Annotated in this window: 21 protein-coding genes and 1 pseudogene; 14 read left to right on the top strand and 8 right to left on the bottom strand. The window is 73.5% G+C overall.

The window, feature by feature from the left end; genetic code table 11:
- Nucleotides 1–188: 188 nt before the first annotated feature.
- On the bottom strand, nucleotides 189–1,055 hold the full coding sequence (locus PUR26_RS21385; RefSeq protein ID WP_329874052.1) for a DUF4184 family protein: 867 nt from the start codon (nucleotides 1,053–1,055) through the stop codon (nucleotides 189–191).
- Between the two features lie 231 nt (nucleotides 1,056–1,286).
- On the opposite strand from PUR26_RS21385, the gene PUR26_RS21380 reads away from it, so the two are divergent.
- Entirely contained in the window at nucleotides 1,287–3,008 is a 1,722-nt protein-coding gene (locus PUR26_RS21380; protein ID WP_329874051.1) for a lytic transglycosylase domain-containing protein, read from the top strand.
- Nucleotides 3,009–3,102: 94 nt separating this feature from the next.
- Here PUR26_RS21380 and hrpB read toward each other — a convergent pair whose 3' ends face one another.
- Both hrpB and PUR26_RS21370 read right to left on the bottom strand, forming a co-directional pair.
- The gene (gene hrpB, locus PUR26_RS21375) at nucleotides 3,103–5,598 is read right to left on the bottom strand and encodes an ATP-dependent helicase HrpB (RefSeq protein WP_329874050.1); all 2,496 of its coding nucleotides are present in this window, start codon (nucleotides 5,596–5,598) and stop codon (nucleotides 3,103–3,105) included.
- Complete coding sequence (locus tag PUR26_RS21370) at nucleotides 5,595–6,407, bottom strand: class I SAM-dependent methyltransferase (RefSeq protein ID WP_329874049.1); 813 nt, start codon at nucleotides 6,405–6,407, stop codon at nucleotides 5,595–5,597. The genes hrpB and PUR26_RS21370 overlap by 4 nt, the downstream gene beginning before the upstream one ends.
- A 412-nt stretch (nucleotides 6,408–6,819) precedes the next feature.
- On the opposite strand from PUR26_RS21370, the gene rpsA reads away from it, so the two are divergent.
- Nucleotides 6,820–8,322 carry a 30S ribosomal protein S1 gene (gene rpsA, locus PUR26_RS21365; RefSeq protein WP_329874048.1) on the top strand — a complete coding sequence of 501 codons (1,503 nt, stop codon included), beginning with the start codon at nucleotides 6,820–6,822 and terminating at the stop codon, nucleotides 8,320–8,322.
- Between the two features lie 139 nt (nucleotides 8,323–8,461).
- Here rpsA and PUR26_RS21360 read toward each other — a convergent pair whose 3' ends face one another.
- The gene (locus PUR26_RS21360; protein ID WP_329874047.1) at nucleotides 8,462–9,463 is read right to left on the bottom strand and encodes a right-handed parallel beta-helix repeat-containing protein; all 1,002 of its coding nucleotides are present in this window, start codon (nucleotides 9,461–9,463) and stop codon (nucleotides 8,462–8,464) included.
- A gap of 221 nt (nucleotides 9,464–9,684) precedes the next feature.
- Between PUR26_RS21360 and PUR26_RS21355 the strand changes: the two genes are divergently transcribed.
- From PUR26_RS21355 to PUR26_RS21345, 3 genes are all read left to right on the top strand, one after another.
- The gene (locus PUR26_RS21355; RefSeq protein ID WP_329874046.1) at nucleotides 9,685–10,623 is read left to right on the top strand and encodes a PAC2 family protein; all 939 of its coding nucleotides are present in this window, start codon (nucleotides 9,685–9,687) and stop codon (nucleotides 10,621–10,623) included.
- A 31-nt stretch (nucleotides 10,624–10,654) separates the two neighbouring features.
- Entirely contained in the window at nucleotides 10,655–11,260 is a 606-nt protein-coding gene (gene coaE, locus PUR26_RS21350) for a dephospho-CoA kinase (RefSeq protein ID WP_329874045.1), read from the top strand.
- 221 nt (nucleotides 11,261–11,481) lie between these two features.
- Entirely contained in the window at nucleotides 11,482–11,883 is a 402-nt protein-coding gene (locus tag PUR26_RS21345) for a tetratricopeptide repeat protein (protein ID WP_443077127.1), read from the top strand.
- 10 nt (nucleotides 11,884–11,893) lie between these two features.
- Here PUR26_RS21345 and PUR26_RS21340 read toward each other — a convergent pair whose 3' ends face one another.
- Nucleotides 11,894–12,181 (bottom strand): DUF6343 family protein, encoded by a 288-nt coding sequence (locus tag PUR26_RS21340; protein WP_329874043.1) that lies wholly within the window; start codon nucleotides 12,179–12,181, stop codon nucleotides 11,894–11,896.
- Nucleotides 12,182–12,402: 221 nt separating this feature from the next.
- Here PUR26_RS21340 and PUR26_RS21335 point away from each other — a divergent pair, with 221 nt between their 5' ends.
- The 7 genes from PUR26_RS21335 to PUR26_RS21305 all read left to right on the top strand — a co-directional run bounded on the left by PUR26_RS21335 (nucleotide 12,403) and on the right by PUR26_RS21305 (nucleotide 21,571).
- Complete coding sequence (locus PUR26_RS21335; protein WP_329874042.1) at nucleotides 12,403–13,098, top strand: class I SAM-dependent methyltransferase; 696 nt, start codon at nucleotides 12,403–12,405, stop codon at nucleotides 13,096–13,098.
- A gap of 234 nt (nucleotides 13,099–13,332) precedes the next feature.
- Nucleotides 13,333–13,797 carry a DoxX family protein gene (locus tag PUR26_RS21330; RefSeq protein WP_329874041.1) on the top strand — a complete coding sequence of 155 codons (465 nt, stop codon included), beginning with the start codon at nucleotides 13,333–13,335 and terminating at the stop codon, nucleotides 13,795–13,797.
- Between the two features lie 119 nt (nucleotides 13,798–13,916).
- Nucleotides 13,917–15,374 (top strand): carboxylesterase/lipase family protein, encoded by a 1,458-nt coding sequence (locus PUR26_RS21325; protein WP_329874040.1) that lies wholly within the window; start codon nucleotides 13,917–13,919, stop codon nucleotides 15,372–15,374.
- 267 nt (nucleotides 15,375–15,641) lie between these two features.
- A complete protein-coding gene (locus PUR26_RS21320; RefSeq protein ID WP_329874285.1) occupies nucleotides 15,642–18,479 on the top strand; it encodes a DEAD/DEAH box helicase in 2,838 nt (945 codons plus the stop codon).
- A complete protein-coding gene (locus tag PUR26_RS21315; RefSeq protein ID WP_329874039.1) occupies nucleotides 18,476–19,741 on the top strand; it encodes an SWIM zinc finger family protein in 1,266 nt (421 codons plus the stop codon). The genes PUR26_RS21320 and PUR26_RS21315 overlap by 4 nt, the downstream gene beginning before the upstream one ends.
- A 260-nt stretch (nucleotides 19,742–20,001) precedes the next feature.
- Nucleotides 20,002–20,445, top strand: coding sequence for a hypothetical protein (locus PUR26_RS21310; RefSeq protein ID WP_329874038.1), 444 nt, complete (start codon nucleotides 20,002–20,004; stop codon nucleotides 20,443–20,445).
- Nucleotides 20,446–20,818: 373 nt separating this feature from the next.
- Nucleotides 20,819–21,571: a chaplin gene (locus tag PUR26_RS21305; RefSeq protein WP_329874037.1), complete on the top strand. Its 753-nt coding sequence runs from the start codon at nucleotides 20,819–20,821 to the stop codon at nucleotides 21,569–21,571.
- 4 nt (nucleotides 21,572–21,575) lie between these two features.
- Here the strand turns inward: PUR26_RS21305 and PUR26_RS21300 are convergent, their stop codons facing one another.
- Nucleotides 21,576–22,148, bottom strand: a complete 573-nt coding sequence (locus tag PUR26_RS21300; RefSeq protein WP_329874036.1) for a DUF2293 domain-containing protein — start codon at nucleotides 22,146–22,148, stop codon at nucleotides 21,576–21,578.
- Between PUR26_RS21300 and PUR26_RS34715 the strand changes: the two are divergent.
- A pseudogene (locus PUR26_RS34715) lies at nucleotides 22,134–22,241 on the top strand (DUF7873 family protein); the annotation flags it as partial. The gene PUR26_RS21300 and the pseudogene PUR26_RS34715 sit on opposite strands and share 15 nt — an antisense overlap.
- Nucleotides 22,242–22,704: 463 nt before the next feature.
- Here PUR26_RS34715 and PUR26_RS21295 read toward each other — a convergent pair.
- Nucleotides 22,705–23,916, bottom strand: a complete 1,212-nt coding sequence (locus PUR26_RS21295; RefSeq protein WP_329874035.1) for a pyridoxal phosphate-dependent aminotransferase — start codon at nucleotides 23,914–23,916, stop codon at nucleotides 22,705–22,707.
- Between the two features lie 83 nt (nucleotides 23,917–23,999).
- Between PUR26_RS21295 and PUR26_RS21290 the strand changes: the two genes are divergently transcribed.
- A complete protein-coding gene (locus tag PUR26_RS21290; RefSeq protein WP_329874034.1) occupies nucleotides 24,000–24,758 on the top strand; it encodes a winged helix-turn-helix transcriptional regulator in 759 nt (252 codons plus the stop codon).
- Here PUR26_RS21290 and PUR26_RS21285 read toward each other — a convergent pair.
- Complete coding sequence (locus PUR26_RS21285) at nucleotides 24,733–25,116, bottom strand: MerR family transcriptional regulator (protein ID WP_329874033.1); 384 nt, start codon at nucleotides 25,114–25,116, stop codon at nucleotides 24,733–24,735. The two genes, PUR26_RS21290 and PUR26_RS21285, sit on opposite strands and share 26 nt — an antisense overlap.
- Nucleotides 25,117–25,124: the final 8 nt, after the last annotated feature.

Below are 25,124 nucleotides of genomic sequence, written 5' to 3'. Positions count from 1 at the left end.
CCCCGTGCGTCCGCCCCGGCCCGGGGCGGACGCACCGGCGGGCGCCGCGTGACGCCCTTCGGCGTCCGCCCCGGGCGCGCGGCACGGGCGCCGGGTGCCGTCCCGGGGATGCCGGAGGCGGGATGAGACAGGCGGGACCAGGCAGGCCGGACCAGGCAGGCGGGGATACGGGGGCGGGGCCCGCCCGGTCAGTCCCGGCGCGAGGAGGCCGTCGACGCCGGAACGGAATCCGCGGGGAGAGACCCAGCACGGGTGCGGGCCGGACGCAGGCGCATTCCCGCCCCGTACAGGAGCAGCCCGACCGCGAGTCCCGCTCCCGCGCCGAAGCAGGCGGTCGGAATGATGTCCAGGGGCGTCTCGATCCGCCCCCAGTAGGCGTACCAGCGCAGGCAGCGGTGCACGGCCCCCGCCGCCAGGCACCCCGCCAGCAGCGCCGCGGCCAGCACGCGCCCCCGGCGGCCCAGGACCGGCACCGCCCCCGGAGCCGGGGTCCCCGCCGGTACCCGCCTCAGCGCACTGCCCGTGAACCACACCAGCGCGACGAGCGCCAGGGCGGACCCGCCGTACTGCGCGTGGAGATACAGCGGGAAACCGCCCACGACCTCCCCCAGCACCGGCAGCACCTGTGTGCCCCACCGTCCCGGATGCGTGAACAGATCCCACACCACATGCGTCGTGGCGCCGAGCACGGCCGACGCATAGCCCCACGCCGCCAGCGCGACCGGTCGCCGGTCCCGCCACGGCCGGCCGCGCAGCAGCGTGTGCACCCGCCCCCGCCAGCGGCCGGGCAGCAACGCGACAAGCGGCTCACGGACCATCAGCCACACCGCCACCATGACGAAGGTGATGGCCGCGTCGACGGTGAGGACGCCCCCCACGCCGTGCGTGACGTCACCGAACCCCATCGCGCCCGGGACCAGGGAGTCCGCGAAGTACGTCATATCAGGTGAGAACGATCCCGCGACGAGCGCCGAGGCGACGAGCGGACCGCGCGCGGCGCCCGACCTCCGTATGCCCGGCAGTACGGCCGCGGCATGGCTGAGCGTGAACGGCATGGCGGTGGTGCCCCCCCGTGGTCCCTGTCCCCGTCGGCCCTGGGGCCGCCCCCTGGTGAATGACGCCCAGTATGGGGGAAGTTCAGGTGTGACGAACCGGGCGACGTACAGGTGACGAAAGCGTGAAAAGCGGTCAGGAGGCGGTATCCCAGGGCCCCGAGTTGACGTAGGGTCGCCTGTGTCCTTGCGCTGGGGAGCGCGGGCAGACGTCGACGGGGAGGGACCATGGACATGGCAGCGCAGATCGGCCGTCGTTTGCGCAAGGGGGCCACGAGCACCGCCGTGGCCGCGGCGGCGGTGGCCGCGCTCTCGGCCTCACAGGCGCCGGGTGTCGTGCCCTCCGCCGGCGGGGGCGACCAGGCCGCGGACGCCACCCCGCCGTCCGCCGGTGGCGGCTCGGCGACCGGCGACTCGCCGTACTACACCGATCTGCCGCCCCTCAACACGCCCGGCAAGCCGGGCACTTCGATAGACCTCCCGGCGGCGACGGGCCCTGCGGAAGCAGGCATTCCGGCGACCGTGCTCGCGGCGTACCGGCAGGCCGAGCAGCACCTCAAGAGCAAGGACCCGGGCTGCAACCTCCCCTGGCAGCTCCTCGCGGGCATCGGGAAGGTCGAGTCGGGGCAGGCGCGCGGCGGCCGGGTCGACGCCAACGGCACCACTTTCTCGCCCATCCTCGGGCCGGTCCTCAACGGCGTCGGCTTCGCCAACATCTCCGACACCGACGGCGGCGCGTTCGACGGCGACAGGACCCATGACCGCGCGGTCGGGCCGATGCAGTTCATCCCCGCCACCTGGGCGACCTGGGGCCAGGACGGCAACGGCGACGGCCGCAAGGACCCCAACAACATCTACGACGCCGCACAGGCCGCCGGCATGTACCTCTGCGCCAACAACCGCGACCTGGCGCTCAAGGCGGACCTCGACAAGGCGATCCTCAGCTACAACCAGTCGCGGGAATACCTGCGCACGGTGCTCTCCTGGTTCGAGTACTACAAGAACGCCAGCCACGAGATCCCCGACGGCACGGGCGCCCTGCCGGGCGGCCGCAGCGACTCCGGGACCGGGACCGGCACCACGCCCACCCCGTCCCCCACGCCGACCCCTGTCCCGACCCCCACGCCGAAGCCCACTCCGGGCCCCTCGAAGCCCACCCCGGGCCCCTCGAAGCCCACCCCGGGCCCGTCGAAGCCGGCACCCGGCAAGCCCGGAGGCGGCACCGGTACGCCCACGCCCACCCCGACACCCCCGCCCACGCCTGCCCCCTCGCCCTCCGGGACCGTGGCGCGCCTCACGGACGCGGGCACCGGGACGCTCACCGCGACGGCGGGCAGCCGGTTCGAGGAGAGCCCCGAGATCCGCGCGGTCGACGCGGCGGGCAAGCCGGTCGCCAAGGTCCCCGTCACCTTCGCGATCGTCGGCGAGACGGACTCCCGCTTCCCCGGGGCCCTCACCAAGGCCACCGTCGTCACGGGGGCCGACGGAACCGCCGCGGCACCCGCGCTCCAGGCGGGCGAGCGGACCGGTGACTTCGTCGTACGGGCCACCCTCACGGGCCGGACCCTGCCCGGCGTCGACTACACCGCGACCGTCACCGCCCGCCAGGCCGACGGCCTGAGCCGGGCCGACGACAAGGCGCTCACGGCCGCGCCCGGCGCGGAGTTCACCGGGCAGGTCACGGTGAAGGCGACGTACAAGGGAGCCGTCGCACCCGGCGTCGCCGTGACCGCGACCATGATCACAGCGGCGGACGACCCGAAGGCCAACGACAAGGGCCCCTGGTTCAAGGACGAGCAGGGCAATCCGGTCCGTACCCTCACCGAGCTCAGGACCGACGCGGACGGCGTGCTCACGCTGCCGAAGATGTACGCGGACGAGCAGACCGGCACCTTCCTGCTGCGCCTGACGACCGCCGGCGGGGCGACCCTGACCGTCGAGCTCACGGTCGCCTGACCCGAGGGCGCCGCGGAGACCGCACACCCGCACCGCCCCTCCGCACGACGGAGGGGCGGTGCGCGGTTTCCGGCAGCCGGCGCGGGACGCCGGCTCAGCGCCGTTCGGTCCGTGCCTTCGTGAAACGCGTCGGCTCGGCAGTGGAGGGATCCTCCGGCCACGGGTGCTTCGGGTAGCGGCCGCGCAGCTCCGCGCGTACCGAGCGGTAGCCCTCACGCCAGAAGGACGCCAGATCGGCCGTGACGGCGGCCGGCCGCCCGGCCGGGGAGAGCAGATGGACCAGGACCGGTACGCCCGCGACCCGGGGCGACCGCGTCAGGCCGAACATCTCCTGGAGCTTCACCGCGAGGACGGGCTGCCCACCGCCGTACTCGACCCGGATCCGCGACCCGCTCGGCACCTCGATCCGCTCCGGGGCGAGCTCGTCGAGACGGCCCGCCTCACCGCTCGCCCAGGGCAGCAGGCGCCGCAGCGCCTGCCCCGCGTCGATACGCCCCAGGTCCGCCCGCCGCCGCGCGCGGGACAGCTCGGGTTCCAGCCACTCGCCGGCCCGGTCCAGCAGAGCGGCGTCCGAGACGTCCGGCCACGGCGCGCCCAGCTCCCGGTGCAGGAACGCCAGCCGCGGGCGCAGCTCCGCCGCCTCCCTCGACCAGCGCAGCAGCCCCGGACCCTCCGCCCGCAGCCCGTCCAGCAGCGCGCCGCGCACGAGGGCTGGGTCCGGGTCCCTCAGCGCCCGTACGGCCAGTTCCACGGCGCCCAGCCGTTCCACCGACCTCGCCACGACGTCGCCGTCCGTCCAGCGCACCTCGTCGCCCGCGACGAGCAGCCGTCCGGCAGCGGCCCTGGCGGTGTCCTCGTCGACCACGGCCGCGAGCCGCACCCGGGCGGACGCGGCGTGCACCGGCCGGTCCGCGACCGCCACCGCGAGCCAGGGCGCGGAGCGCAACCGGGACCCCTCGCCGAGCTCGGCACCCGTCCCGGACGCCATCAGAAACGTTCCCTCACCCCGTGCGCGGGCCACCCGCTCCGGAAACGCCAGAGAGGTGACGGTGCCCACGACGGCGTCGTCGGTGAGCTCACCGGCCACGTCGCGCTCCCCCGCGACGCCCCGGTCCAGCTGCCCCGCCAGCCTCCGTGCCTCCTGGCGCCAGCGGGCCCCGTACGCGTCCGTGTTCCGGCGGGCCGCCCGCCAGGCCGCCGCGAGGTCGTCGCCGTAGGCGCGCGGCGGCTCCTCGCTCAGCAGCGCCACCACCTCGGCCGCCCGCCGGGCACCCACGAGCGGAGCACCGTCCAGCAGTGCCCGGGCCAGCCGCGGGTGCAGCCCCAGGCGGGACATCCGCACGCCCCGGTCCGTCACCCGGCCCGACCCGTCCACCGCGCCGATCGCGGCCAGCACGGTCCGGGCGGCCGCCATCGCACCGGCCGGCGGAGGGTCCAGCAGGGCGAGCCCGGACGCGTCCGGATCGCCCCAGCCCGCGGCCTGCAACGCGAACCGCGCCAGGTCCGCCACCTGGATCTCCGGCGCGGGGAAGGACGGCAGCCGCGCCTCCTCCGCCCGGTCCCAGCACCGGTACACCACACCCGGCGCCTCGCGCCCCGCCCGGCCCGCGCGCTGCCGGGCCGCGGCGCGCGACGCCCTCACCGTCGTCAGCGCGCTCAGGCCCCGCGCGTGGTCCACCCGGGGTTCACGTGCCAGGCCCGAGTCGACCACCACCCGCACGCCCGGCACGGTCAGCGACGACTCGGCGACCGCCGTCGCCAGCACGACCCTGCGCCGGGGCCCCGGAGCCAGTACCGCCTCCTGCACTGCCGCGGGCGCCCGCCCGTGCACCTGGAGGACGTCCGCACCCGGGTCGCCCAGCATCCCCGCCACGCGCGCGATCTCCCCGACGCCCGGCAGGAAGCACAGCACGTCGCCGGAGTGCCCGGCCAGCGCCCGTCGTACGACCGACGCCACGTGCGTCAGCAACGCCGGGTCCACCCGCATCCCGTGCGGCGGCCGCACCGCTGCCGCCGGGGGAGCCCACACCACGTCCACCGGATGCGCGACCCCGGCCGCCTCCACCACCGGCGCGTCGCCCAGCAGCCGCGACCACCCCTCGGCGTCCGTCGTCGCGGAGGCCGCCACCAGCTCCAGCTCCGGGCGCAGGTTCTCGCGCACGTCCAGCAGGAACGCCGCCACGGTGTCCGCGTCCAGATGCCGCTCATGGCACTCGTCGAGGATGACCACGTCGACCCCGGTCAGCTCCTGGTCGCGCTGGAGCCGCTGCAGCAGTACGCCCGTGGTCACCACCTCGACCTCGGTGCGCGCCGACACCACCCGCTCGCCCCGCACGGTGAAACCGACGCGGCCCCCCACCGGCTCGCCGAGCAGCCAGGCCATCCGCCGGGCCGCCGCCCGCGCGGCGATCCGCCGCGGCTCGGCCACCACGACCCGCTTGCCGCGTCCGGCCAGCGTCAGCGGCACGAGCGTGGTCTTGCCGGTGCCCGGCGGCGCGCACAGGACGGCCGCGCCGTGCTCGGCCAGCGCCCGCTCCAGCGCCGGCAGAGCGGTGCGTACGGGAAGGCCCAGGCCCTCGTCACGGATCACGCGCGCTCGCACACGAAGATCGCCGTGCCGGGGATCAGACGGCCGCGCAGCGGGGACCAGCCGCCCCACTCCTGGCTGTTCCAGTCCGGCCACTCCGGCTCGACCAGGTCCACCAGCCGGAAACCGCCCGCGACGACGTCCCGCACCCGGTCCCCGAGGGTCCGGTGGTGCTCCACGTACACCGCGCGCCCCTCGTCGTCCTGCTCCACATAAGGGGTGCGGTCGAAGTAGGAGGCGGCGACGGACAGGCCCTCGGGCCCCGGCTCGTCCGGGAACGCCCAGCGGATCGGATGGGTCACGGAGAACACCCAGCGGCCCCCGGGCCGCAGCACCCGCCGCACCTCGCGGAACACCCCGACCGGGTCGGCCACGAACGGCACCGCTCCGTAGGCCGAGCACGCCAGGTCGAAGGAGCCGTCACGGAAGGGCAGCGCGCCCGCGTCCGCCTCGACGAGCGGGACCGGCAGGGCGGGGTCGGCGATCCGCAGCGCGTGCTGGAGCTGGCGGTGGGAGAGGTCGAGCGCGACCGGGCGGGCCCCCTGCGCGGCCAGCCAGCGCGAACACTGCGCGGCGCCGGCGCCGATCTCCAGGATGTCGAGCCCCTTCAGCGACTCCGCCGGCCCCAGGAGCCCGGCCCGCGCCTCGTCCAGTCCCTCGGGTCCCCAGACGAACCGGTCGTCGCCCAGGAAGGCCCCGTGCTCCGACTGGTACTCGTCGGCGTTCCGGTCCCACCAGCCGCGGCTCGCCCGGCTGCTCTCCGCTTCGCCGGCGTCACGCCGGGTCGCATCAGGCTCGTACTCTTGGATCATCTCGCCCGCCGTTGTAGTTTGCGCACCAGCGCGTACGGCCCGCCCGCCCCCGACCGGTGCGCGACCGCGTGCCCCGCCGGGAGCACAGGTGCGTATGAACAGTGTCCGCCGCGGCCATCTTGGCCTCGCGAAACAATAGTTGTGCCGGGTATGCGACATTCCGCCCCGGGTGTGCGCCTTCGCGCATTGACCCTGCCCGGCTGCCCCCGTATGCTAAAGGTTGCGCTGCGGGCCTGCGCGCCTCAGACGGAGCAGGCCGCGCTCGCACCTGTTGTATGTCCCCTCGGTTTTCGAGGCGCCCCACCGTTCGCGGGAAGGCGCTTCCGTGGCTGTCCGGCTTCTTCAGTGCGATACGGGCTCTCGGCGTAGCAGTACCTACGACTTTCTGTCCGTAACCGGAGCCCTTTCCCACATGACGAGCAGCACCGAGACCACCGCCACCACCCCGCAGGTTGCGGTCAACGACATCGGTAACGAGGAAGCCTTCCTCGCCGCGATCGACGAGACGATCAAGTACTTCAACGACGGCGACATCGTCGACGGCGTCATCGTGAAGGTCGACCGGGACGAGGTCCTGCTCGACATCGGTTACAAGACCGAAGGTGTCATCCCGAGCCGCGAGCTCTCGATCAAGCACGACGTCGACCCGAACGAGGTCGTCAAGGTCGGCGACGAGATCGAGGCCCTTGTCCTTCAGAAGGAGGACAAGGAAGGCCGCCTGATCCTCTCGAAGAAGCGCGCCCAGTACGAGCGTGCCTGGGGCACCATCGAGAAGATCAAGGAAGAGGACGGCATCGTCACCGGCACCGTCATCGAGGTCGTCAAGGGTGGTCTCATCCTCGACATCGGCCTCCGTGGCTTCCTGCCGGCCTCCCTCGTCGAGATGCGTCGTGTCCGCGACCTCCAGCCCTACGTGGGCAAGGAGCTCGAGGCCAAGATCATCGAGCTGGACAAGAACCGCAACAACGTGGTCCTGTCCCGCCGTGCCTGGCTGGAGCAGACCCAGTCCGAGGTCCGCCAGACGTTCCTCACCACCCTGCAGAAGGGTCAGGTCCGCTCCGGCGTCGTCTCCTCGATCGTCAACTTCGGTGCCTTCGTGGACCTGGGCGGCGTCGACGGTCTCGTCCACGTCTCCGAGCTGTCCTGGAAGCACATCGACCACCCGTCCGAGGTCGTCGAGGTCGGTCAGGAAGTCACCGTCGAGGTCCTCGACGTCGACATGGACCGCGAGCGTGTCTCCCTGTCGCTGAAGGCGACCCAGGAGGACCCGTGGCAGCAGTTCGCCCGGACCCACCAGATCGGTCAGGTCGTCCCGGGTAAGGTCACCAAGCTGGTTCCGTTCGGTGCGTTCGTCCGCGTGGACGAGGGCATCGAGGGTCTGGTCCACATCTCCGAGCTGGCCGAGCGCCACGTGGAGATCCCGGAGCAGGTCGTCCAGGTCAACGACGAGATCTTCGTCAAGGTCATCGACATCGACCTCGAGCGTCGTCGCATCAGCCTCTCGCTGAAGCAGGCCAACGAGTCCTTCGGTGCCGACCCGGCCTCGGTCGAGTTCGACCCGACCCTGTACGGCATGGCCGCGTCCTACGACGACCAGGGCAACTACATCTACCCCGAGGGCTTCGACCCGGAGACCAACGACTGGCTGGAGGGCTTCGAGGCTCAGCGCGAGGCCTGGGAGACCCAGTACGCCGAGGCGCAGCAGCGCTTCGAGCAGCACCAGGCTCAGGTCATCAAGTCCCGCGAGGCCGACGAGGCTGCCGCTGCCGAGGGTGGCGCCGCCGCTCCGGCCGGTGCCCCGGCGGGCGTCTCCGGTGGTTCGTACTCCTCGGAGTCGGACGACACCTCCGGCGCCCTGGCGTCGGACGAGGCGCTGGCTGCCCTCCGCGAGAAGCTCGCCGGCGGCCAGAGCTGAGCTCACGCTCACTCGCCGCTAGTCGATAGCCGGTAGCACCGAGGCCCGTCCCCGAAAGGGGGCGGGCCTCGGTGTCGTATCGGGGCGGGGCGGGGCGGTGATGCGGGGCGGGGCGCGGGGGCGTGGTTCCCCGCCGGTGCTACGGGGTGATGGGCACGCCCGGCGTGAGCAGTCCGCGGCCGCCCGTCCAGGTGTTGTCGGCGTACACCGTCGTGCGGCAGGACGAGGAGTGGTGCGGGGCGTGGATCGCGTAGCGGTCGGCGCCGGTCGCGCCGGTCAGATCGGCCCTGTTGCCGCGGAAGACGGTGCCGCAGCCCCAGCCGCTCTGCTGGGTGTGGGTCTCGAAGCCGTTGTTGGTGGTGTTGCGGCCCGTGTTGTTCTCGACGAGGACGTTGTTGCCCTTCACGTCCACCCAGGAGTCGTCGTAGTGGGCGCCGGTCAGCCCGCGGCCGTCGAAGGTGTTGCCGATGATCTTCGCCCCTGTGGTGCCTTCCTTGATGTCGACGCTCTCGCCGCCGACGTCCGGCCCGATGGTGTTGCCGAGGATCTGTACGTTGTCGCTTCTGTCGTCCAGGGTGTTGGCGGAGCCGACGTAGACGCCTTCGCCCATGCCCCGGCCGTCATTGCCGGTGTCGTGGATCCGCGAGTTCCTGATGACGCCGTCGCGGCTGGACGCGCGGAAGTGGACGCCTTCCATGTCGAGGCCGTGCACGGTCACCGAGTCGATGACGACCCCGTTGGCGGCGTCCGTCACGATTCCCTTCTGGCCGCCGGTGATCGTGACGCCCTTGACGGTCCAGTACGAGGCGCCGTCGAGGTGCAGTCCGTATCCGCCGCCGGCCGTGAGGACGGCCTTCGGGGAACCGGTGAGGGTGATCCGGGCGGAGATGGTGGCCGCCGTGGTCGCCTTGAAGTTGCCGTTGTACGCGCCGTCGGAGAGCCGGATGGTGTCGCCGGGGCGGGCGGCGGCGAGGGCGGATCTGAGCTGGGCGGCCGTGGCCACGTCGATGACCGCGGCGGCGACGGCCGAGGACGGGGTGTGCGCCGGTGGTGCGGCGCTCGCGGGCGCGGTGACCAGGGCCGGGACGCCCGTCGCGAGGGCGGCGGCGAGCAGGGCGGGGAGCGGCGAGGGGGTGCGCATAGGGGGTAGCCTTCCCGTCGGGTTCCTGTACGTGTACGCCGGGCGGATGACTGAACGAGTGCGCTGCCCGAGACGGTAGGGACGGGCTATGGGCATGTCAAGGTCTGGACCAGAGCCGGGTGCCCAGGGGGACGGCGACCGCCGGGACATGGGAGAGGACCGGGGGAATGCCCGCGCGACCGGCGGCGTTCCTCCTAGGAACACGAGGAGGAGCGGTAATCGTGCTTGATCCGCAGGGATTGTACGAATGGGAGCCGAAGGGCCTGGCAGTCGTCGACATGGCGCTGGCCCAGGAGTCGGCCGGCCTGGTCATGCTCTACCACTTCGACGGATACATCGACGCGGGTGAGGCCGGCGAGCAGATCGTCGACAGCCTGCTGGAGACGCTGCCCCACCAGGTGGTGGCCCGCTTCGACCACGACAGGCTCGTGGACTACCGGGCCCGCCGTCCGCTCCTGACCTTCCGGCGCGACCGCTGGAGCGGTTACGAGACGCCGAGCATCGAGGTCCGCCTCGTCCAGGACGCCACGGGGGCGCCCTTCCTGCTGCTGTCCGGGCCCGAACCCGACGTCGAGTGGGAGCGCTTCGCCCTCGCCGTGCGGCAGATCGTCGAGCGGCTCGGGGTGCGCCTCGCGGTCAACTTCCACGGGATCCCCATGGGCGTTCCCCACACCCGTCCCGTCGGCCTGACCCCGCACGGCAACCGCACCGACCTGATGCCCGGGCACCGCAGCCCCTTCGACGAGGCCCAGGTGCCGGGCAGTGCCGAGTCGTTGGTCGAGTACCGCCTCATGGAGGCCGGACACGACGTCCTGGGCGTCGCCGCGCACGTGCCGCACTACGTGGCCAGGTCCTCCTACCCGGACGCCGCGCTGACGGCCGTCGAGGCGATCACCGCCGCGACCGGACTCGTCCTGCCGGGAATCGCCCACTCGCTGCGCACCGAGGCCCAGCGCACCCAGACCGAGATCGAACGCCAGATCGGTGAGGGCGACGAGGAGCTGATCGCCCTCGTCCAGGGGCTGGAGCACCAGTACGACGCGATGGCCGGCGTCGAGACGCGCGGCAGCCTGGTGGCCGAGCCGGTGGAGCTGCCGTCGGCCGACGAGATCGGCCGCGAGTTCGAGCGGTTCCTGGCGGAACGGGAGGGCGACGCCTGACCGCCCCGGCCCACGGCCTAAGCTTCCGCCCATGCTGAAGGTTGGGTTGACCGGCGGAATCGGCGCCGGAAAGAGCGCGGTGTCGCGGCTGCTCGTCTCGTGCGGGGCCGTGCTCATCGACGCCGACAGGATCGCACGCGAGGTCGTCGAGCCCGGAACCCCCGGGCTCGCGGCCGTCGTGGAGGCGTTCGGGCCGCGGATCCTCACCTCCGACGGGACGCTGGACCGGCCCGCCCTCGGCGCCATCGTCTTCCACGACGCCGACCGCCTGGCCACGCTGAACAGCATCGTCCACCCCCTGGTCGGCCGGCGCTCGGCCGAGCTGGAAGCCATGGCCGACCAGGACAGCGTGGTCGTCCACGACGTACCGCTGCTCACCGAGAACGGCCTGGCACCGCTCTACGACCTCGTCGTCGTCGTCGACGCGTCGCCCGAGACGCAGCTGCGGCGGCTCGTCGAGCTGCGCGGCATGAGCGAGTCCGAGGCGCGTGCCCGGATGGCGGCCCAGGCCACCAGGGAGCAGCGGCGCGCCGTCGCGGACCTGGTCATCGACAACGACGGGCCCCTGGAGGCGCTGGAGCCGCAGGTACGGAAGGTCTGGGCCGAGCTGTCCGGGCGGGCCGCGCGGAACGGCTAGGGGGTGTCTTCCCCATGGCGTCCTCCGCCCGCCGGCCGGACGGGATGCTGAAGACGCGACCCGGGCCCCCTTCCCTTCCTCCGGGGCCTCGGCGGGCCTGACCGAGGCCCGGAAACCACGATCCGCACCGGGCCGGACGGTGGACCGGCCGGAGAGCGGACCGACCGGGCCGTGGACCGGGCGGACGGCGGGCCGGCGGCGGAATACCGCCACCTCCCGGGATGTTGAACCCGCGGAGCAACGGGAAGGATTCGAGCGTGCCCAGCAATCCGGAGACCCACGTCATCGACTATCGCGCGGCGGAGCAGTTGCTCGACGCCCGGGACCCCCGTGGGGCCGTCAAGCTGCTCGATTCGGTGATAGCGGCCCACCCCGAGAACACCGCGGCCCGTCTGCTGCGCGCGCGTGCCTTCTTCGCTGCGGCGCAACTTCGCCCCGCCGAGCTGGAATTCGAGCTGGTCCTGGAGCGCGAGCCGGACAACGCGTTCGCGCACTTCGCGCTCGCCCGCACGTTCCAGCGTTCCGGCCGGCCCGAGCAGGCCAAGCGGCACTTCCGGCTCGCGGCCGCCCTCGACCCGAAGCCGGAGTACCTGCAGGCCGCCCGCTTCGACGCGGGACAGTGAGGCGCCCCCGTCAGTCCCGCGGCCGGTCCCGGCCGCCGGGAGCGCCCCGGTCCGGCTCGTAGGGCGGGACGCTCCGGCTCGGCTGGTAGTGCGGTCCCTGGCGGATGTGGCGCACCACCATCACCAGATCCGCCGTGACGACCAGCAGCAGCAGGCCACAGGCCGCCGCCCAGCCGGGCCGGCCGGCCAGCGCGAAGGCGATCGTTCCCGAGGCGGCCCAGATCAGGCCCCATACGCTCAGCCAGAGCCGCATGCGCAGGGGGCTGCGCGCGGTCGCCGGTTCACTGCCAGTGCGCATCGTGATCGTCTCCCGAGCTCTCCGTTCCGGTCTCTCCTGTGTCCCCTGCGCTTCCTGTGCCTCCGTTTCCTCTGCCTCCCGCGGAGCGGGTACCCGTCGATCCGGCGCCTGATCCCGGAGGTGCCGAGCCCCCGCCGCAACGCCCCGCCACCGGATGCCGGGGCACCCGGAGAGGGGAACGGACGCCCCCACCGCTTCGTTGTCGGCGTATGGGTGGACGCATGCGAGACGGGCACAGCGGTACGGGCCCCGGCGAGGTCACGCCGGACGGGTGCTCGGTGGACCTCTACGCACGGATGGTCGCCGGCGCCGAGCCGGACATCGTCTCCGCCGCGGTGCCGGCGGGGGCGTCCCTGCTCGAACTGGGCAGCGGGGCGGGGCGGGTGACGGGCCCACTGGTCGAGCGGGGATTCGCCGTCACCGCGGTGGACGAGTCGGACGGGATGCTGGAGCGGCTCCGTGAGCGGATCCCGGGCGCCAGGACCGTACGGAGTCCGATCGAGACGCTGGACCTGGGGGAGAGGTTCGACGTGGTGATGCTGGCGTCGTTCCTGGTGCACACGGGCAGCCACGAGGTCCGGGACGCGCTGCTCGCGACGTGCCGGCGGCACGTCAGGGACGACGGGTGCGTGCTGATCCAGCGGGAGGGCGTGGACTGGCACACCCGTGTGCCGCGCGAGCGCGTCGAACCCGGCTACACGGTGCGCATCGTGTCGGCGGAGCCGGTCGGCGACGGGGTGAACTCCGTGCTGGCCGAGTACCTCTTCCCGGACGCGCGGTGGACCCAGACGTTCCTGTCCCGGCCGCTGAGCCGGGCCGACTTCGAACGGTACCTGGACGAAGCGGGTCTGGCCGTCGAGACGTATCTGACGGAGGACGGCTCCTGGGTACGGGCGCGGCCCAAGCCGTCGGTCTGACGGCCGAGGGCCGGGCGCACGAGGGGCGGCGGAGGGGTTCGGGGCGGCGCCGTTCCCTGGACGGCTCCGGGGGCGGGCCGGGGCGGTGAACGGATCCTCCGGGCCGGGAAGTTCCCGTGCGGAAAGTTGTGGTAGGGCGATGAGTTCCGGGCGGGCGTCCGGTCCACCTTGTGGAAGTCACCCGGACCCGGGAACGCCGAGTCCGCCGAGACCGCTGACGACGAGGAGACCACCATGGCGCCCACGACCCCCGTCACGACCGTTGCCCCCGCCCCCGCCACCGCCCCCGCCGCCCCCATCGCCCGGCGCCTGAGCCGTCGCGCCGACATCACCGTGCGGACGCTGCAGATCGTTCTCGCGCTGTTCCTCGCGATCCCCAGCGCCGGGCCCAAGCTGGTCGGTCACGCCTTCGCGGCCGAGTCGTTCGACCGGATCGGGTTCGGCGACTGGTTCATGTACCTGGTCGGGGCCCTGGAGTTGGCCGGCGCCGTGGCCCTGGTGATACCGGTCCTCTCCGGAGTCTCCGCGCTGGCGCTGATCGGGCTGATGGCCGGGGCGTTCATCACCCAGATGACGGTCTTCGACGGACAGAACGCCCTGACCCCGCTGATCATCGCCGTACCGCTCGCGGTGATCGCCCGGACGCGCCGCCACCACAACGCGCAGCTCGTGGCCCTGATGACGCGTGGACGCGCGTGACCGGGGGGCGTACGACGAAGGCCGGATACGGACACCGCGTCTTTACGCGCGGGCACGCGGCACGGTACGAGAGGTACGGTGCCCGGCCCCGGGCACGGCGGCCCGAAGGAGCCTGACGGATGGAACCGGTGTGCACGACCCGGCAGGGTGCGGTACGCGGCGAGCTCTTGCGGAACGGGGTCGCCGCCTTCCGCGGCATTCCGTACGCGGCGCCGCCCTTCGGTGAGCTGCGCTTCCGGCCGCCCGCCCCGCCGCGCGCGTGGAGCGGGACGCGGGACGCCACCGCCCATGGCCCGACCCCTCCCAAGGCGCCCTACGGCCCGCCCTTCGACGTGCTCATCCCGGACGACACCATCGAGGGAGAGGACTGCCTCAACCTCAATGTGTGGACGCCCTCGCCCGGCCCCGGTGCCCGGTTGCCGGTCATGGTGTGGCTCTACGGCGGGGCCTTCGCCAACGGGGCGGCCTCGGCCTCCGCGTACGACGGAAGCGCCTTCGCCCGCGACGGCGTGGTGTTCGTCTCCCTGAACTACCGGCTGGGCGCGGACGGGTTCCTCCACCTCGACGGTGTACCGGACAACCGCGGGCTGCTCGACCAGATCGCCGCCCTGGAATGGATACGGGACAACATCGCGGCCTTCGGCGGCGACCCGGACCGGGTGACCGTCTTCGGTGAGTCCGCCGGTGCGATGAGCATCGGCGTCCTGCTGGCCCACGACGGGGCCCGGGGCCTCTTCCGGCGGGCGATCCTCCAGAGCGGGGCCGCCCACCACTTCCTGACGCCGGGATCGGCCCGCCGGATCACCGCGCGCCTGGCCGCACTGCTCGGCGTCGAACCCACGGCCGACGCCTTCGCGGGAGTCCCCCTCGACCGGCTCCTCGCCGCGCAGTCGGACCTCCGGGGCGAGGTGGTCGCCCGCCCGGACCCGGCCCTGTGGGGCGAGGCGGCGCTCAACGCCATGCCGTTCGAACCGGTGACCGCCGGCTCCGCCCCGCCCGGGCCCGACCGGGGCGTCGACCTGCTCATCGGCAGCAACCGCGAGGAGTACCGGCTGTTCCTCGTCCCGACCGGAAGGCTTCACCGCCTGAAGCCGGCCAGGCTGCGCGCGGCCGCCGAGGCCTACGGCCTGGACCCCGACAAGGCCCTGCCCGTCTACGAGGAGGCCAGGCCGGGCGCCGCCCCGGGGGAGATCTTCGACGCGCTGACCACGGACTGGTTCTACCGGATCCCGGCGATCCGGCTGGCCGAGTCGGTACCCGGCTCCCGCATGTACGAGTTCGCGCGGCGTTCGGACGCCTTCGAGGGCCGGCTGGGAGCCTGCCACGCCGGGGAGCTGGCCTACGTCTTCGACCGGCTCGACGACCCCTGGTACGCCCCGATGATCGGCGGCGGAGCCCCGCAGGCGGTGGCGGACGCGATGCACGGGGCCTGGGTGGCGTTCGCGACGACCGGCGACCCGGGGTGGCCCGCGTACGCCCCGGACACCCGTACGACGATGATCTTCGACGACGTCGGGCCGGGGCCGGTCGACGACCCGCGCCGCGCGGAACGCGAGCTGTGGGAGGGCGTGCGCTGATGCCCCCGGGGCGCCCGGCCCCGGGCCGGTGGGGGCCCGCTCCGACGGCGTGACCCGGCCCGTTGTCAGTGCCCACCCGTAAGGTCGTAGATCCGAGTGAGGATCGTCCACGACCGGCGTGAGGGGAGGTGACGGGGTGTGCCGCACCACACCGAGGGCGTGCCGCGCCACGCGGAGCCGCCGGGCGCTGTGCCGCCCTCGCCGTTCACGCGTACCGGACCGGCGGGCGGCTCCGTGCCGACCGCGTCCGCGACGTCCGCGACGGCCGTGACGGGTGCGCGGGGCGCGGGCACCGATGACCGGCCGCTGCACACCTGCGCCGCCGTCTTCCTGCCCGCCGCCCTGCCGCGCGAGGGCCGCGTCGCCTTCTGGTCCCCGGACGGCAGCCCTCCGCCCGGCACGCCGGACCGGACGGAGACCGGGACGATCACCGTGGTACGGCGGCACGGCACCGGGGTGCGCAGCCGTGACGTCACCGCGGTGCTCCTGCCGATCGACGAGGCCCTGCCGCACCTCGTCGCCGCCCGGCACGCCCCCGGCGCCCACCCGGCGGCCGCCTGCTGGGGCGCCGCCGCCCTGCACGCCCTTCAGCTGACCGCACGGGGCCGACTGCTGCCCGGCCTCACCCCCGACGACCTCGACGCCTGGCGGGCCGGCCCGCTGGACGCCGACGACATCGCCCATCTGCGGACCGTCGCGGCCGCCATGCCGTACGAGGCCCACGCCGTCCCCGTGCCCGGCCTGCGGCCCCTCCAGCTGCCCGAGCCCGAGGCGCTGGTACGGGCGTTCCTCGACGCGGTCGCCGACACTCTGCCGCGCTCACCCGCGGCCGCGTACGCCGCGGGGGCGCCGTTCGCCGCCCGTGAACCGCAGCACCTGCCCCGCGCCCGTGACTGGGCGGCCGAGGCGGCCGCGGGCATGGACGCCGGGGTCCGGGTCTCGCTCCGCCTCGACCTGTCCGCCTCCGAGCTGTTCGACACCGACCACGAGGGCGGCGCCGCGCGTCAGGCCGCCGCCGCGCTGGTCCAGGTACACAGCCTCGCCGATCCGACGCTGGTCATCGACGCGGCCGGGTTGTGGGCGGGCCGGGGGGACGAGCACTTCGGGCCGCGCGCCCGCGTCGACGCCGTGCTGGCGCTGCGCCGGGCGGCCCGCGTGTGGCCACCGCTCGCCCGGCTGCTGGAGCGAGGCGTCCCCGACGTCCTCACGCTCACCGAGGACGAGCTGTACGAACTGCTCGGCCCCGCCGCGACCAGGCTCGACGCGGCGGGCGTCACCGTCCACTGGCCCAGGGAGCTCGCCCGTACGCTCAGCGCCGCCGCGGTCGTCCGGCCCGCGCCCGGCTCCGCGACCGACGGCACGGCCTTCTTCGACAGCGCCGAGCTGCTCCGCTTCAACTGGCAGCTCGCCCTCGACGGAGACCCGCTGACCGAACGCGAGATGGACACCCTCGCGGAGGCGCACCGCCCCATCGTGCGGCTGCGCGACCAGTGGGTCGTCGTCGACCCCGCGCTCGTCCGCAAGGCACGCAAGCGGGAGCTGGGACTGCTGGAGCCGGTCGACGCGCTGGCCGTCGCGCTCAGTGGCACCGCCGAGGTGGACGGTGAAACGGTGGAGGCCGTTCCGGTGGGGGCCCTGGCCGCGCTGCGCGACCGGCTCGTCGCGGGTCCCGCCGACATCCCCCAGCCGCCCGGCCTCGACGCCACGCTCCGCGACTACCAGCGGCGCGGCCTCGCCTGGCTGGACCTGATGACCTCGCTCGGCCTCGGCGGCTGCCTCGCCGACGACATGGGTCTCGGCAAGACCGTCACCCTGATCGCCCTGCATCTGCGCCGTGCCCGGCGGGCCCCGACGCTCGTCGTCTGCCCCGCCTCCCTGCTCGGCAACTGGCAGCGCGAGATCGGCCGGTTCGCGCCGGGCGTCCCCGTGCGCCGCTTCCACGGCTCCGACCGCTCCCTCGACGGGGTCGACGGCGGGTTCGTCCTCACCACGTACGGCACCATGCGCACCAGCGCCGACCGGCTCGCCGAGCAGGAGTGGGGCATGATCGTCGCCGACGAGGCCCAGCACGTGAAGAACCCGTTCTCGGCCACCGCCAAGGCGCTGCGCACCCTTCCCGCACCGGCGAGGGTCGCCCTCACCGGCACCCCCGTCGAGAACAACCTGTCCGAGCTGTGGGCACTGCTCGACTGGACCACCCCGGGACTGCTCGGCCCGCTCAAGGCGTTCCGCTCGCGGCACGCGCGGGCCGTCGAGAACAGCGAGGAGATCGAGAACGACGAAGCGGTCGAACGGCTCTCACGACTGGTCCGCCCCTTCCTGCTGCGCCGCCGAAAGTCCGACCCAGGCATCGTGCCCGAACTGCCGCCCAAGACCGAGTCCGACCACCCCGTGCCGCTCACCCGCGAACAGGCCTCCCTCTACGAGGCGGTGGTCCGCGAGACCATGGCCCGGATCGAGGGCGCCGAGGGCATCGCCCGGCGCGGCCTGGTCATGAAACTGCTGACGTCCCTCAAGCAGATCTGCAACCACCCCGCGCAGTACCTGAAGGAGGAGCAGCGGGCGCGGCTGGCCGGCCGCTCCGGCAAGCTGACGCTGCTCGACGAACTGCTCGACACCATCCTGTCCGAGGACGGCTCGGTGCTGGTCTTCACCCAGTACGTCTCCATGGCGCGGCTGCTCACCGCGCACCTCACCGCCCGTGCCGTACCGTCCCAGCTGCTGCACGGCGGGACGCCCGTGGCGCGGCGGGAGGAGATGGTGGGCCGGTTCCAGGCCGGCGAGGTCCCGGTGTTCGTCCTCTCCCTCAAGGCCGCGGGTACGGGCCTCAACCTGACCCGGGCCGGACACGTCGTGCACTACGACCGCTGGTGGAACCCGGCGGTGGAGGAACAGGCCACGGACCGGGCGTACCGCATCGGGCAGACCCAGCCCGTCCAGGTCCACCGGCTGATCGCCGAGGGCACCGTGGAGGACCGCATCGCCGAGATGCTGCGGGCCAAGCGGGCCCTGGCCGACGCGGTCCTGGGCACGGGGGAGGCGGCCCTGACCGAGCTGACCGACCGGGAGCTGGCCGACCTGGTGTCCCTGAGGAGGTCGTCATGAGCCCGAACCGCCGGCCGGGCGCCCGCACCGCGCCCCTCCACGACGACCGCCGCCGCACCTTCCCGCAGCTCGCCCCGGTCGCCGGCACCGACGGCAGGTTCGCCGCCACCTGGTGGGGCAACGCCTGGGTGGAGGCCCTTGAGGACGTCGCCCTCGACCCGGCCCGGCTCGCCCGCGGGCGCGCCTACGCCGGCGGCGGCCATGTGGACGCCATCACCGTGACCCCGGGCCGGGTCGTGGCCTACGTCCACGGCAGCAGACCCCGCCCCTACCGCGCGGAGATCCGCCTGAAGGTCCTGGGCGACGACGACTGGGAGCGCTTCCTGGAGGCGGCCGCCGCCCGCCCCGACCACATCGCCGCACTGCTCGACAAGGACGTGCCGCACGCCCTGGCCGCCGTGACCGACCTGCTGCCCGGGCCCGGGGATCTGATCCCGGACTGCTCGTGCCCCGACCACGGCTACCCCTGCAAGCACGCGGCCGCGCTCTGCTACCAGGCGGCCCTGCTCCTCGACGAGGACCCGTTCGCCCTGTTCCTGATGCGCGGCCGGGGCGAGCAGGAGATCCTCGGGGCGCTCAGCCACCGCAACGCCGCCCGCTCGGCCGCCGAGACCACCGCCGCGCCACCCCGGATGCCCGCCCTGCCCGCCCGTGCGGCCGTCATCGCCGAGCCCGCGGTGGCCCTGCCGCCCCCCCTGCCCGCACCGGCAGGGCCCGGCCGGCCGCCGGCCTGTCCGGAGCACCCGGACGCGCCCGATCCGCTCGCTCTGGAGCTCCTGGCCACGGAGGCGGCGGCCCGGGCCCACGCCTTCCTCACCACCGGCCATGACCCCGTCGCCGCCCTGACGCCCTGGCAGGACGCCATCCGGCTCGCGGCCGCCCACCCCGGCTCGGGCCTGACCGCCTCCACCCGCGCGCTGTACCGCGACCTCGCCGCCGCGCTCGACCGCACCCCCTCAGATCTGGCCCGCGCGGTGGCCGCGTGGCGCCAGGGCGGCCCGGCCGGGCTCGCCGTGCTGGAGGACGTCTGGGACCCGCCGGCGGGTCCTTTCGACCGGGCGAGGCCGGCCCTGGTCTCCGCCGACTTCCCGCACTTCCGGCCCTGGCGCAATCGCCTCTCCACCCCCTCGCTCCAACTGCGCTACGGCCGCGACGGCCTCTGGTACGGCTATGAGTCGGACCCCGGACGCGAGGACTGGTGGCCCCGGGGCACCCCGGACACGGACCCCGTGGGCGTGCTCGCCGACCTGCTCGGACGGTGACGTGACGGACGGCCCCGGCGGGTAGGCTGCCGTGCACGGCGAGCGGGCCCGGCGTCTCCGGAAGCGAGGCAATCAGCAACCGACGGCCCGTCAACGTCCGTTCGCACAGCACCTGACACACCACCGCACGCACACCTGTACAGCTACAGCACCTGTACCGCTACAGCACCTGTACGACACCGAAGCAGCAGCAAGCGAAAGACCGTGAACAGTCGCGGGGCGTGCGAGGAACCGCGACGCGCATCGACCGAGGGGGTCCGGTGGAAACCGAGTTGATGGCACTGGCCACGGCGGGGGCGAGCGCACTCGTCCAGCAGATGGTCAGCGAGACGTGGGAACAGAGCAGGAGCCGGCTGGCGGGCTTCTTCGCCCGGCGGGCGGGAGCCGACCGGGAAGCGGTCGGCGAGGAGCTGGAGAGCGTACGGACCGAGCTGCTCGCCGCCGGGGCCTCGGGCGACGAGGAGGCGAGGCGCGAAGCCCTGGCCGAGGCCCGGACCGAGTGGCGTGCCCGGATGCGTCGTGAACTGCGGGCGACCCCGGACGCCGCCGACGAACTGCGCGCCCTGCTGGCCACCCTGCCGTCGGAGGCCGCCGGTACGAAGCCCTCGGCGGTCCACAACACGATCAACGGCGGTGTCCAGCACGGTCCCGTGATCCAGACGGGCTCCATCGGCAGCCTCAACCTCGGTGGCACCCGCGGCTGACCTCGTCCGCGCGGACGCCGTCAGGGGGTGGCGCGGGCCTCCCCGACCCGTCCGCGAGGAGCGGGCCGGGGCGTGGGCGGCCCGCTCGCTCGTCCGGGAGACGGCCCGCCGATGGGCGCGCGACCGGTGCCCACGCGTCCACGGTCCCCGCGGCGCGGGCCCGGGCCGCTCCGGCGGCTCATGGGCCGCCACGGGCGACCGGGACGACGCGGCTCCTCGCGCGAGGGGCACGACACGCAGAGACGATGTGAGGGTTCGAACAGGACGCCACTCGATGGGGTGAATGGCGCGTGCCTCATTACCCGGCTTGCCCATAGGGCGTTAATTCCGGTGCGGGCGGGTGCCCGTGAAGATCTCCGGAAGGCAGGAAGCCATGAGGCACACTCGCCGTAATGGTCTGGCCGCACTGATGGCCACGGGTGGCGCGCTCGCTCTGGCGGCGGGTTATGCACACGCAGACTCCGACGCGGCCGGCGGGGCGGCCCAATCGCCCGGTGTCATCTCGGGCAACACCGTGCAGCTGCCGGTGGACGTCCCGGTCAACGTCTGCGGCAACACGATCAACGTGGTGGGGCTGCTCAACCCCTCGGCCGGGAACCGCTGCGAGAACAACGGCGCGTCGGGGACCAGCAACAAGCACAAGGACCAGCCCGCCACCCCCCGTGGCAACAACGGCTCGGGCCAGGGCAGGAGCGACGCGTCGCAGACGGGCGGCGGCGGGGCGTCGGCGGACGGTGCCGCGGTGGGTTCGCCCGGCGTCATCTCGGGCAACGGCATCCAGCTCCCGATCGACCTGCCCGTGAACGTGAGCGGCAACTCGGTCAGCCTGGTCGGCGTACTGAACCCGGCCTTCGGCAACTCCTCCAGCAACGGCGGCGGCAAGACGCCGCCCGTCACGCCGGTCGCGCCGCCGAAGGACCCCGAGGCGGCCACACCGCCAGAGAAGGACGAGCCCGCCGCGCCGGGCCCGGTCGCGCAGGCCCCGGAGCCGCAGATCAGCTCCACGTCGCTGGCACACACGGGCGCCGACGGCCTGCTCGGTGTCGGCGCTCCCGTCGCGCTCGGCCTGCTGATCGGGGGAGCGACGCTCTACCGCCGCTTCCGTCCGGCCCGCCTGGGGGCCTGACCGCTCACCGCCGCCAGGCCCCCAGCACCGCCTCGATGGCGGGTGCCACCCGGGTACGCGCCTGGCGGCGGGGCACCCTGCTCATCAGCAGGGCGTCGTACTCCGTGTCGAGGTGCCGCACCGACGCCCGTACCGCGGCCGTGACGGCGCCCTCGTCGAGTGCCCGCCCGGCCGCCGTACGACCGACCCGCCCGCTGCCCCGGGCCGAGGCGTGCGCCGCGATGCCGACGGCCCGCTCCGGCGGGCAGCCGGGGAAGAGACGGCGGATCTCGGTGGCCAGGGCGGCCGCGACCCGTATGTCCTCGGCCGAGCGCCGTACCGCGTCCCTCGCCCTGCGGCGGGCCCGGGCGTCGGCGTCGGCCAGACACGCGGCCTCGGCCCGCACCAGGGCGGCCTCCTCGACGAGGATCCCCTGGCGTTCATAACGGGTGCGGCGCCTGTTGTGGCGTACCACCACCGCCCACAACGAACTGGCCTCCCGCGCCCGGCGGGTGAGTGCCGCGTCCCCCCTCGGCAGATAGACCAGATGGCCCAGGTCGGCGCAGTCCAGACAGAGCGGCGCGTGGAACTCCAGCACGCCGTGAAGTTCGCCCGTGAGGAGGCGAACGGCGCGGAGGTCACCGACCAGCGCGTCGGTGACGCCGTGTTCGGCTATCTGTTCGGGGCGTGAGCGCCGACAGGTAAGGCCACAGACTCCCCGGTCGTGCGAACGCGGGACCGGGGTGCGCGAGGAGCGCGAAGCTGAAGCTGAAGTTCGTCGTGAACGCGCGGAACCCGCGGAGACGGGACCGCGCTGAATCTCAGACTATTGCTCCAGACTCAGCATTCGCCGCCGATCGCCGGATCGACCGGGCCCGAGCCCTGGGACGTCGAATTGCCGGTTCGAATCCGGCCCGCGCAGCTCGATGCGCGGTGGTCCAAAGGCAGGACGCGACGACATGAGACTGACTCGGGTTCTCAAGCGGCCGGCGTGTGAATCCGGTGGCAATCCGAGGGCTCGGGGGTCGGCTACGCCCCCGGGCCCGCTCCCGTTTCCCGCTCCCGTTTCCCGCGCCGGGCCCGCTCCCCTTTCCGCCCCTCTGCTTCCCCGCCCCCGTTATCCGCTCCGGCTTCCCCTGTCGTCTCCCCTCACGTCACTGCCGGTATCCGCTCAGGAAGCGCCCGATGCGGCTGATGGCCGCGTCGAGGTCGTCGGCGTGGGGCAGGGTCAGGATGCGGAAGTGGTCGGGGCTCGGCCAGTTGAAGCCGGTTCCCTGCACGACCTGGATCTTCTCGCGCAGCAGCAGGTCCAGGACGAACTTCTCGTCGTCGTGGATCTTGTGCACCTTGGGGTCCAGGCGGGGGAACGCGTAGAGCGCGCCCTTGGGCTTGACGCAGGACACGCCCGGGATCTCGTTGAGCTTCTCCCACGCCCGGTCGCGCTGTTCGTGGAGGCGGCCGCCGGGCGCGGTCAGTTCGTGGATGGACTGGCGGCCGCCGAGGGCCGCCTGGATGGCGTACTGCGCCGGGGCGTTGGGGCACAGCCGCATGGAGGCGAGCATGGTGAGCCCCTCCAGATAGCTGCGCGCGTGCTGCCTGGGGCCGGAGACGACGAGCCACCCGGAGCGGAACCCGGCCACACGGTACGTCTTCGACAGGCCGCTGAAGGTGAGGACGACCAGGTCGGGGGCGAGCGAGGCGGCCGTGTGGTGCACGGCGTCGTCGTACAGGATCTGGTCGTAGATCTCGTCGGCGAACACCATCAGGGAGTGCCGGCGGGCGAGGTCCAGGATGCCCTCGACGATCTCGCGCGGGTAGACCGCGCCGGTCGGGTTGTTCGGATTGATGATCACGACCGCCCTGGTGCGGTCGGTGATCTTGGACGCCATGTCGTCGAGGTCCGGGTACCAGTCGGCCGACTCGTCGCAGAGGTAGTGGACGGGACGGCCGCCGGACAGGGTCGTGACGGCGGTCCACAGCGGGAAGTCGGGCGCCGGGATGAGGACCTCGTCGCCGTCCTCGAGCAGCGCCTGCACCGCCATGGAGACCAGTTCCGACACGCCGTTGCCGAGGAAGACGTCATCGACGCCCACATCCGGCAGGCCGAGGGCCTGGTAGCGCTGGGCGACGGCGCGGCGGGCGGAGAGGATGCCGCGCGAGTCGGTGTAGCCATGGGCCCGCGGAAGCATCCGGATCATGTCCTGGACGATCTCCTCGGGCGCCTCGAAGCCGAAGAGGGCGGGGTTTCCGGTGTTGAGGCGCAGAACGCTGTGGCCGGCCTCCTCCAGGGCGTTGGCGTGTTCGATCACCGGGCCGCGGATCTCGTAGCAGACCTCGCTGAGCTTGCTCGACTGCCGGAACTCCATGCGGTGCCTCCCGAGAAGTGGTGTTACTTGGTTTTACCAAGTTCGAGCTTGGAAAGTCCAACAACATGTCTAGACTGCGTCGCATGCCACCTCAGTCGTCACCTCAGCCGTCGCGTCTGCCGGTACCCCCGTCGTCACGCCGGCCGTCACGTCGCCGGAGCTATGACCAGTACTGCGCCGCCGCCCGGGCCCTCGACGCCGTGGGCGACCGATGGACGCTGCTGATCGTCCGTGAACTCCTCGCCGGACCGCGCCGCTACACCGATCTGCACGCAGACCTGCCGGGCGTCAGCACGGACATGCTCGCGTCGCGGCTCAAGGACATGGAGCGCGACGACCTGGCCACCCGCCGAAAGCTGCCGCCACCCGCTTCGGCCTACGTGTACGAACTGACCGCGCGGGGGCGCGGACTGCTGCCCGTCCTGCGCGCGCTGGCCCAGTGGGGCGGGGCCGCGTTGGAGGCGCCGGAGCCCACCGACGCGGTACGGGCGCACTGGTTCGCCGTCCCGCTGCTGACCGCGCTGGAGGCAGCGGGCGAACCGGGCCTCGTCGAAGTCGTCCTGGACGAAGGCACCTTCCACGTACGCGTGGGGGAGGCGGCCGTCGGCAGCGCGTCAGGGCACCGGGGCGCGACGGCACAGGACGACCGGCCGGTCTACGGCGAAGGGGCCCTGCTCGACCGGGTCGAGGTGGACGCCCGGCTTTCCATGGACGCCGCGACCTGTGTGGCGGTCGGCAGGGGAGACCTGTCGATCGAGGAGGGCGTCAAGGCCGGACGGATCGACGTGGCCGGTCAGGGCCCGCTGGCGGCCGCGCTCAGGGGCGAGTCGGCGAGCGCCTGAGCGCCCCTTCGGGGCTGAGCGAGGACAGCGCCGTCGCCAGCCGGTCCCGGGCGGCGGTCTGCGCGGCGATCCGGGCGTCCAGGACCGCCAGCCGCTCCCGGGCGATCTCCAGCCCCCGCTCGGACGGCGGCGCCGCCGAGACGTCACCGTCCAGGCAGGCGCGGAACGCCGAGACGTCCTCCAGGGTCAGCCCTGCCGCCAGCAGGTGGCGGATGTTGCGTACGCGCACAACGGCAGCCTCGTCGTAGACGCGGTAGCCGTTGTGGGCACGGGACGAGGAGATCAGCCCGTGCTCCTCGTAGTGCCGCAGAGCACGGGGCGTCGCCCCTGTCGCCGTGGCGAGTTCCCCGATGCGCAATACCGCCA

This window comes from Streptomyces sp. SP18CS02 (genome assembly GCF_036322365.1).
Lineage (GTDB): Bacteria > Actinomycetota > Actinomycetes > Streptomycetales > Streptomycetaceae > Streptomyces.
Note: the sequence above shows the minus strand (reverse complement) of the source record. Positions and strands in the feature narration are given on the sequence as shown.

Excerpts from the sequence above, each read along its gene's own strand:
- PUR26_RS21385 (WP_329874052.1), bottom strand. The coding sequence starts at position 1,055 with ATGCCGTTCACGCTCAGCCATGCCGCGGCCGTACTGCCGGGCATACGG.
- PUR26_RS21380 (WP_329874051.1), top strand. The coding sequence starts at position 1,287 with ATGGCAGCGCAGATCGGCCGTCGTTTGCGCAAGGGGGCCACGAGCACC.
- PUR26_RS21370 (WP_329874049.1), bottom strand. The coding sequence starts at position 6,407 with ATGATCCAAGAGTACGAGCCTGATGCGACCCGGCGTGACGCCGGCGAA.
- rpsA (WP_329874048.1), top strand. The coding sequence starts at position 6,820 with ATGACGAGCAGCACCGAGACCACCGCCACCACCCCGCAGGTTGCGGTC.
- PUR26_RS21360 (WP_329874047.1), bottom strand. The coding sequence starts at position 9,463 with ATGCGCACCCCCTCGCCGCTCCCCGCCCTGCTCGCCGCCGCCCTCGCG.
- coaE (WP_329874045.1), top strand. The coding sequence starts at position 10,655 with ATGCTGAAGGTTGGGTTGACCGGCGGAATCGGCGCCGGAAAGAGCGCG.
- PUR26_RS21345 (WP_443077127.1), top strand. The coding sequence starts at position 11,482 with ATGTTGAACCCGCGGAGCAACGGGAAGGATTCGAGCGTGCCCAGCAAT.
- PUR26_RS21340 (WP_329874043.1), bottom strand. The coding sequence starts at position 12,181 with ATGCGCACTGGCAGTGAACCGGCGACCGCGCGCAGCCCCCTGCGCATG.
- PUR26_RS21335 (WP_329874042.1), top strand. The coding sequence starts at position 12,403 with ATGCGAGACGGGCACAGCGGTACGGGCCCCGGCGAGGTCACGCCGGAC.
- PUR26_RS21330 (WP_329874041.1), top strand. The coding sequence starts at position 13,333 with ATGGCGCCCACGACCCCCGTCACGACCGTTGCCCCCGCCCCCGCCACC.
- PUR26_RS21325 (WP_329874040.1), top strand. The coding sequence starts at position 13,917 with ATGGAACCGGTGTGCACGACCCGGCAGGGTGCGGTACGCGGCGAGCTC.
- PUR26_RS21315 (WP_329874039.1), top strand. The coding sequence starts at position 18,476 with ATGAGCCCGAACCGCCGGCCGGGCGCCCGCACCGCGCCCCTCCACGAC.
- PUR26_RS21305 (WP_329874037.1), top strand. The coding sequence starts at position 20,819 with ATGAGGCACACTCGCCGTAATGGTCTGGCCGCACTGATGGCCACGGGT.
- PUR26_RS21295 (WP_329874035.1), bottom strand. The coding sequence starts at position 23,916 with ATGGAGTTCCGGCAGTCGAGCAAGCTCAGCGAGGTCTGCTACGAGATC.
- PUR26_RS21290 (WP_329874034.1), top strand. The coding sequence starts at position 24,000 with ATGCCACCTCAGTCGTCACCTCAGCCGTCGCGTCTGCCGGTACCCCCG.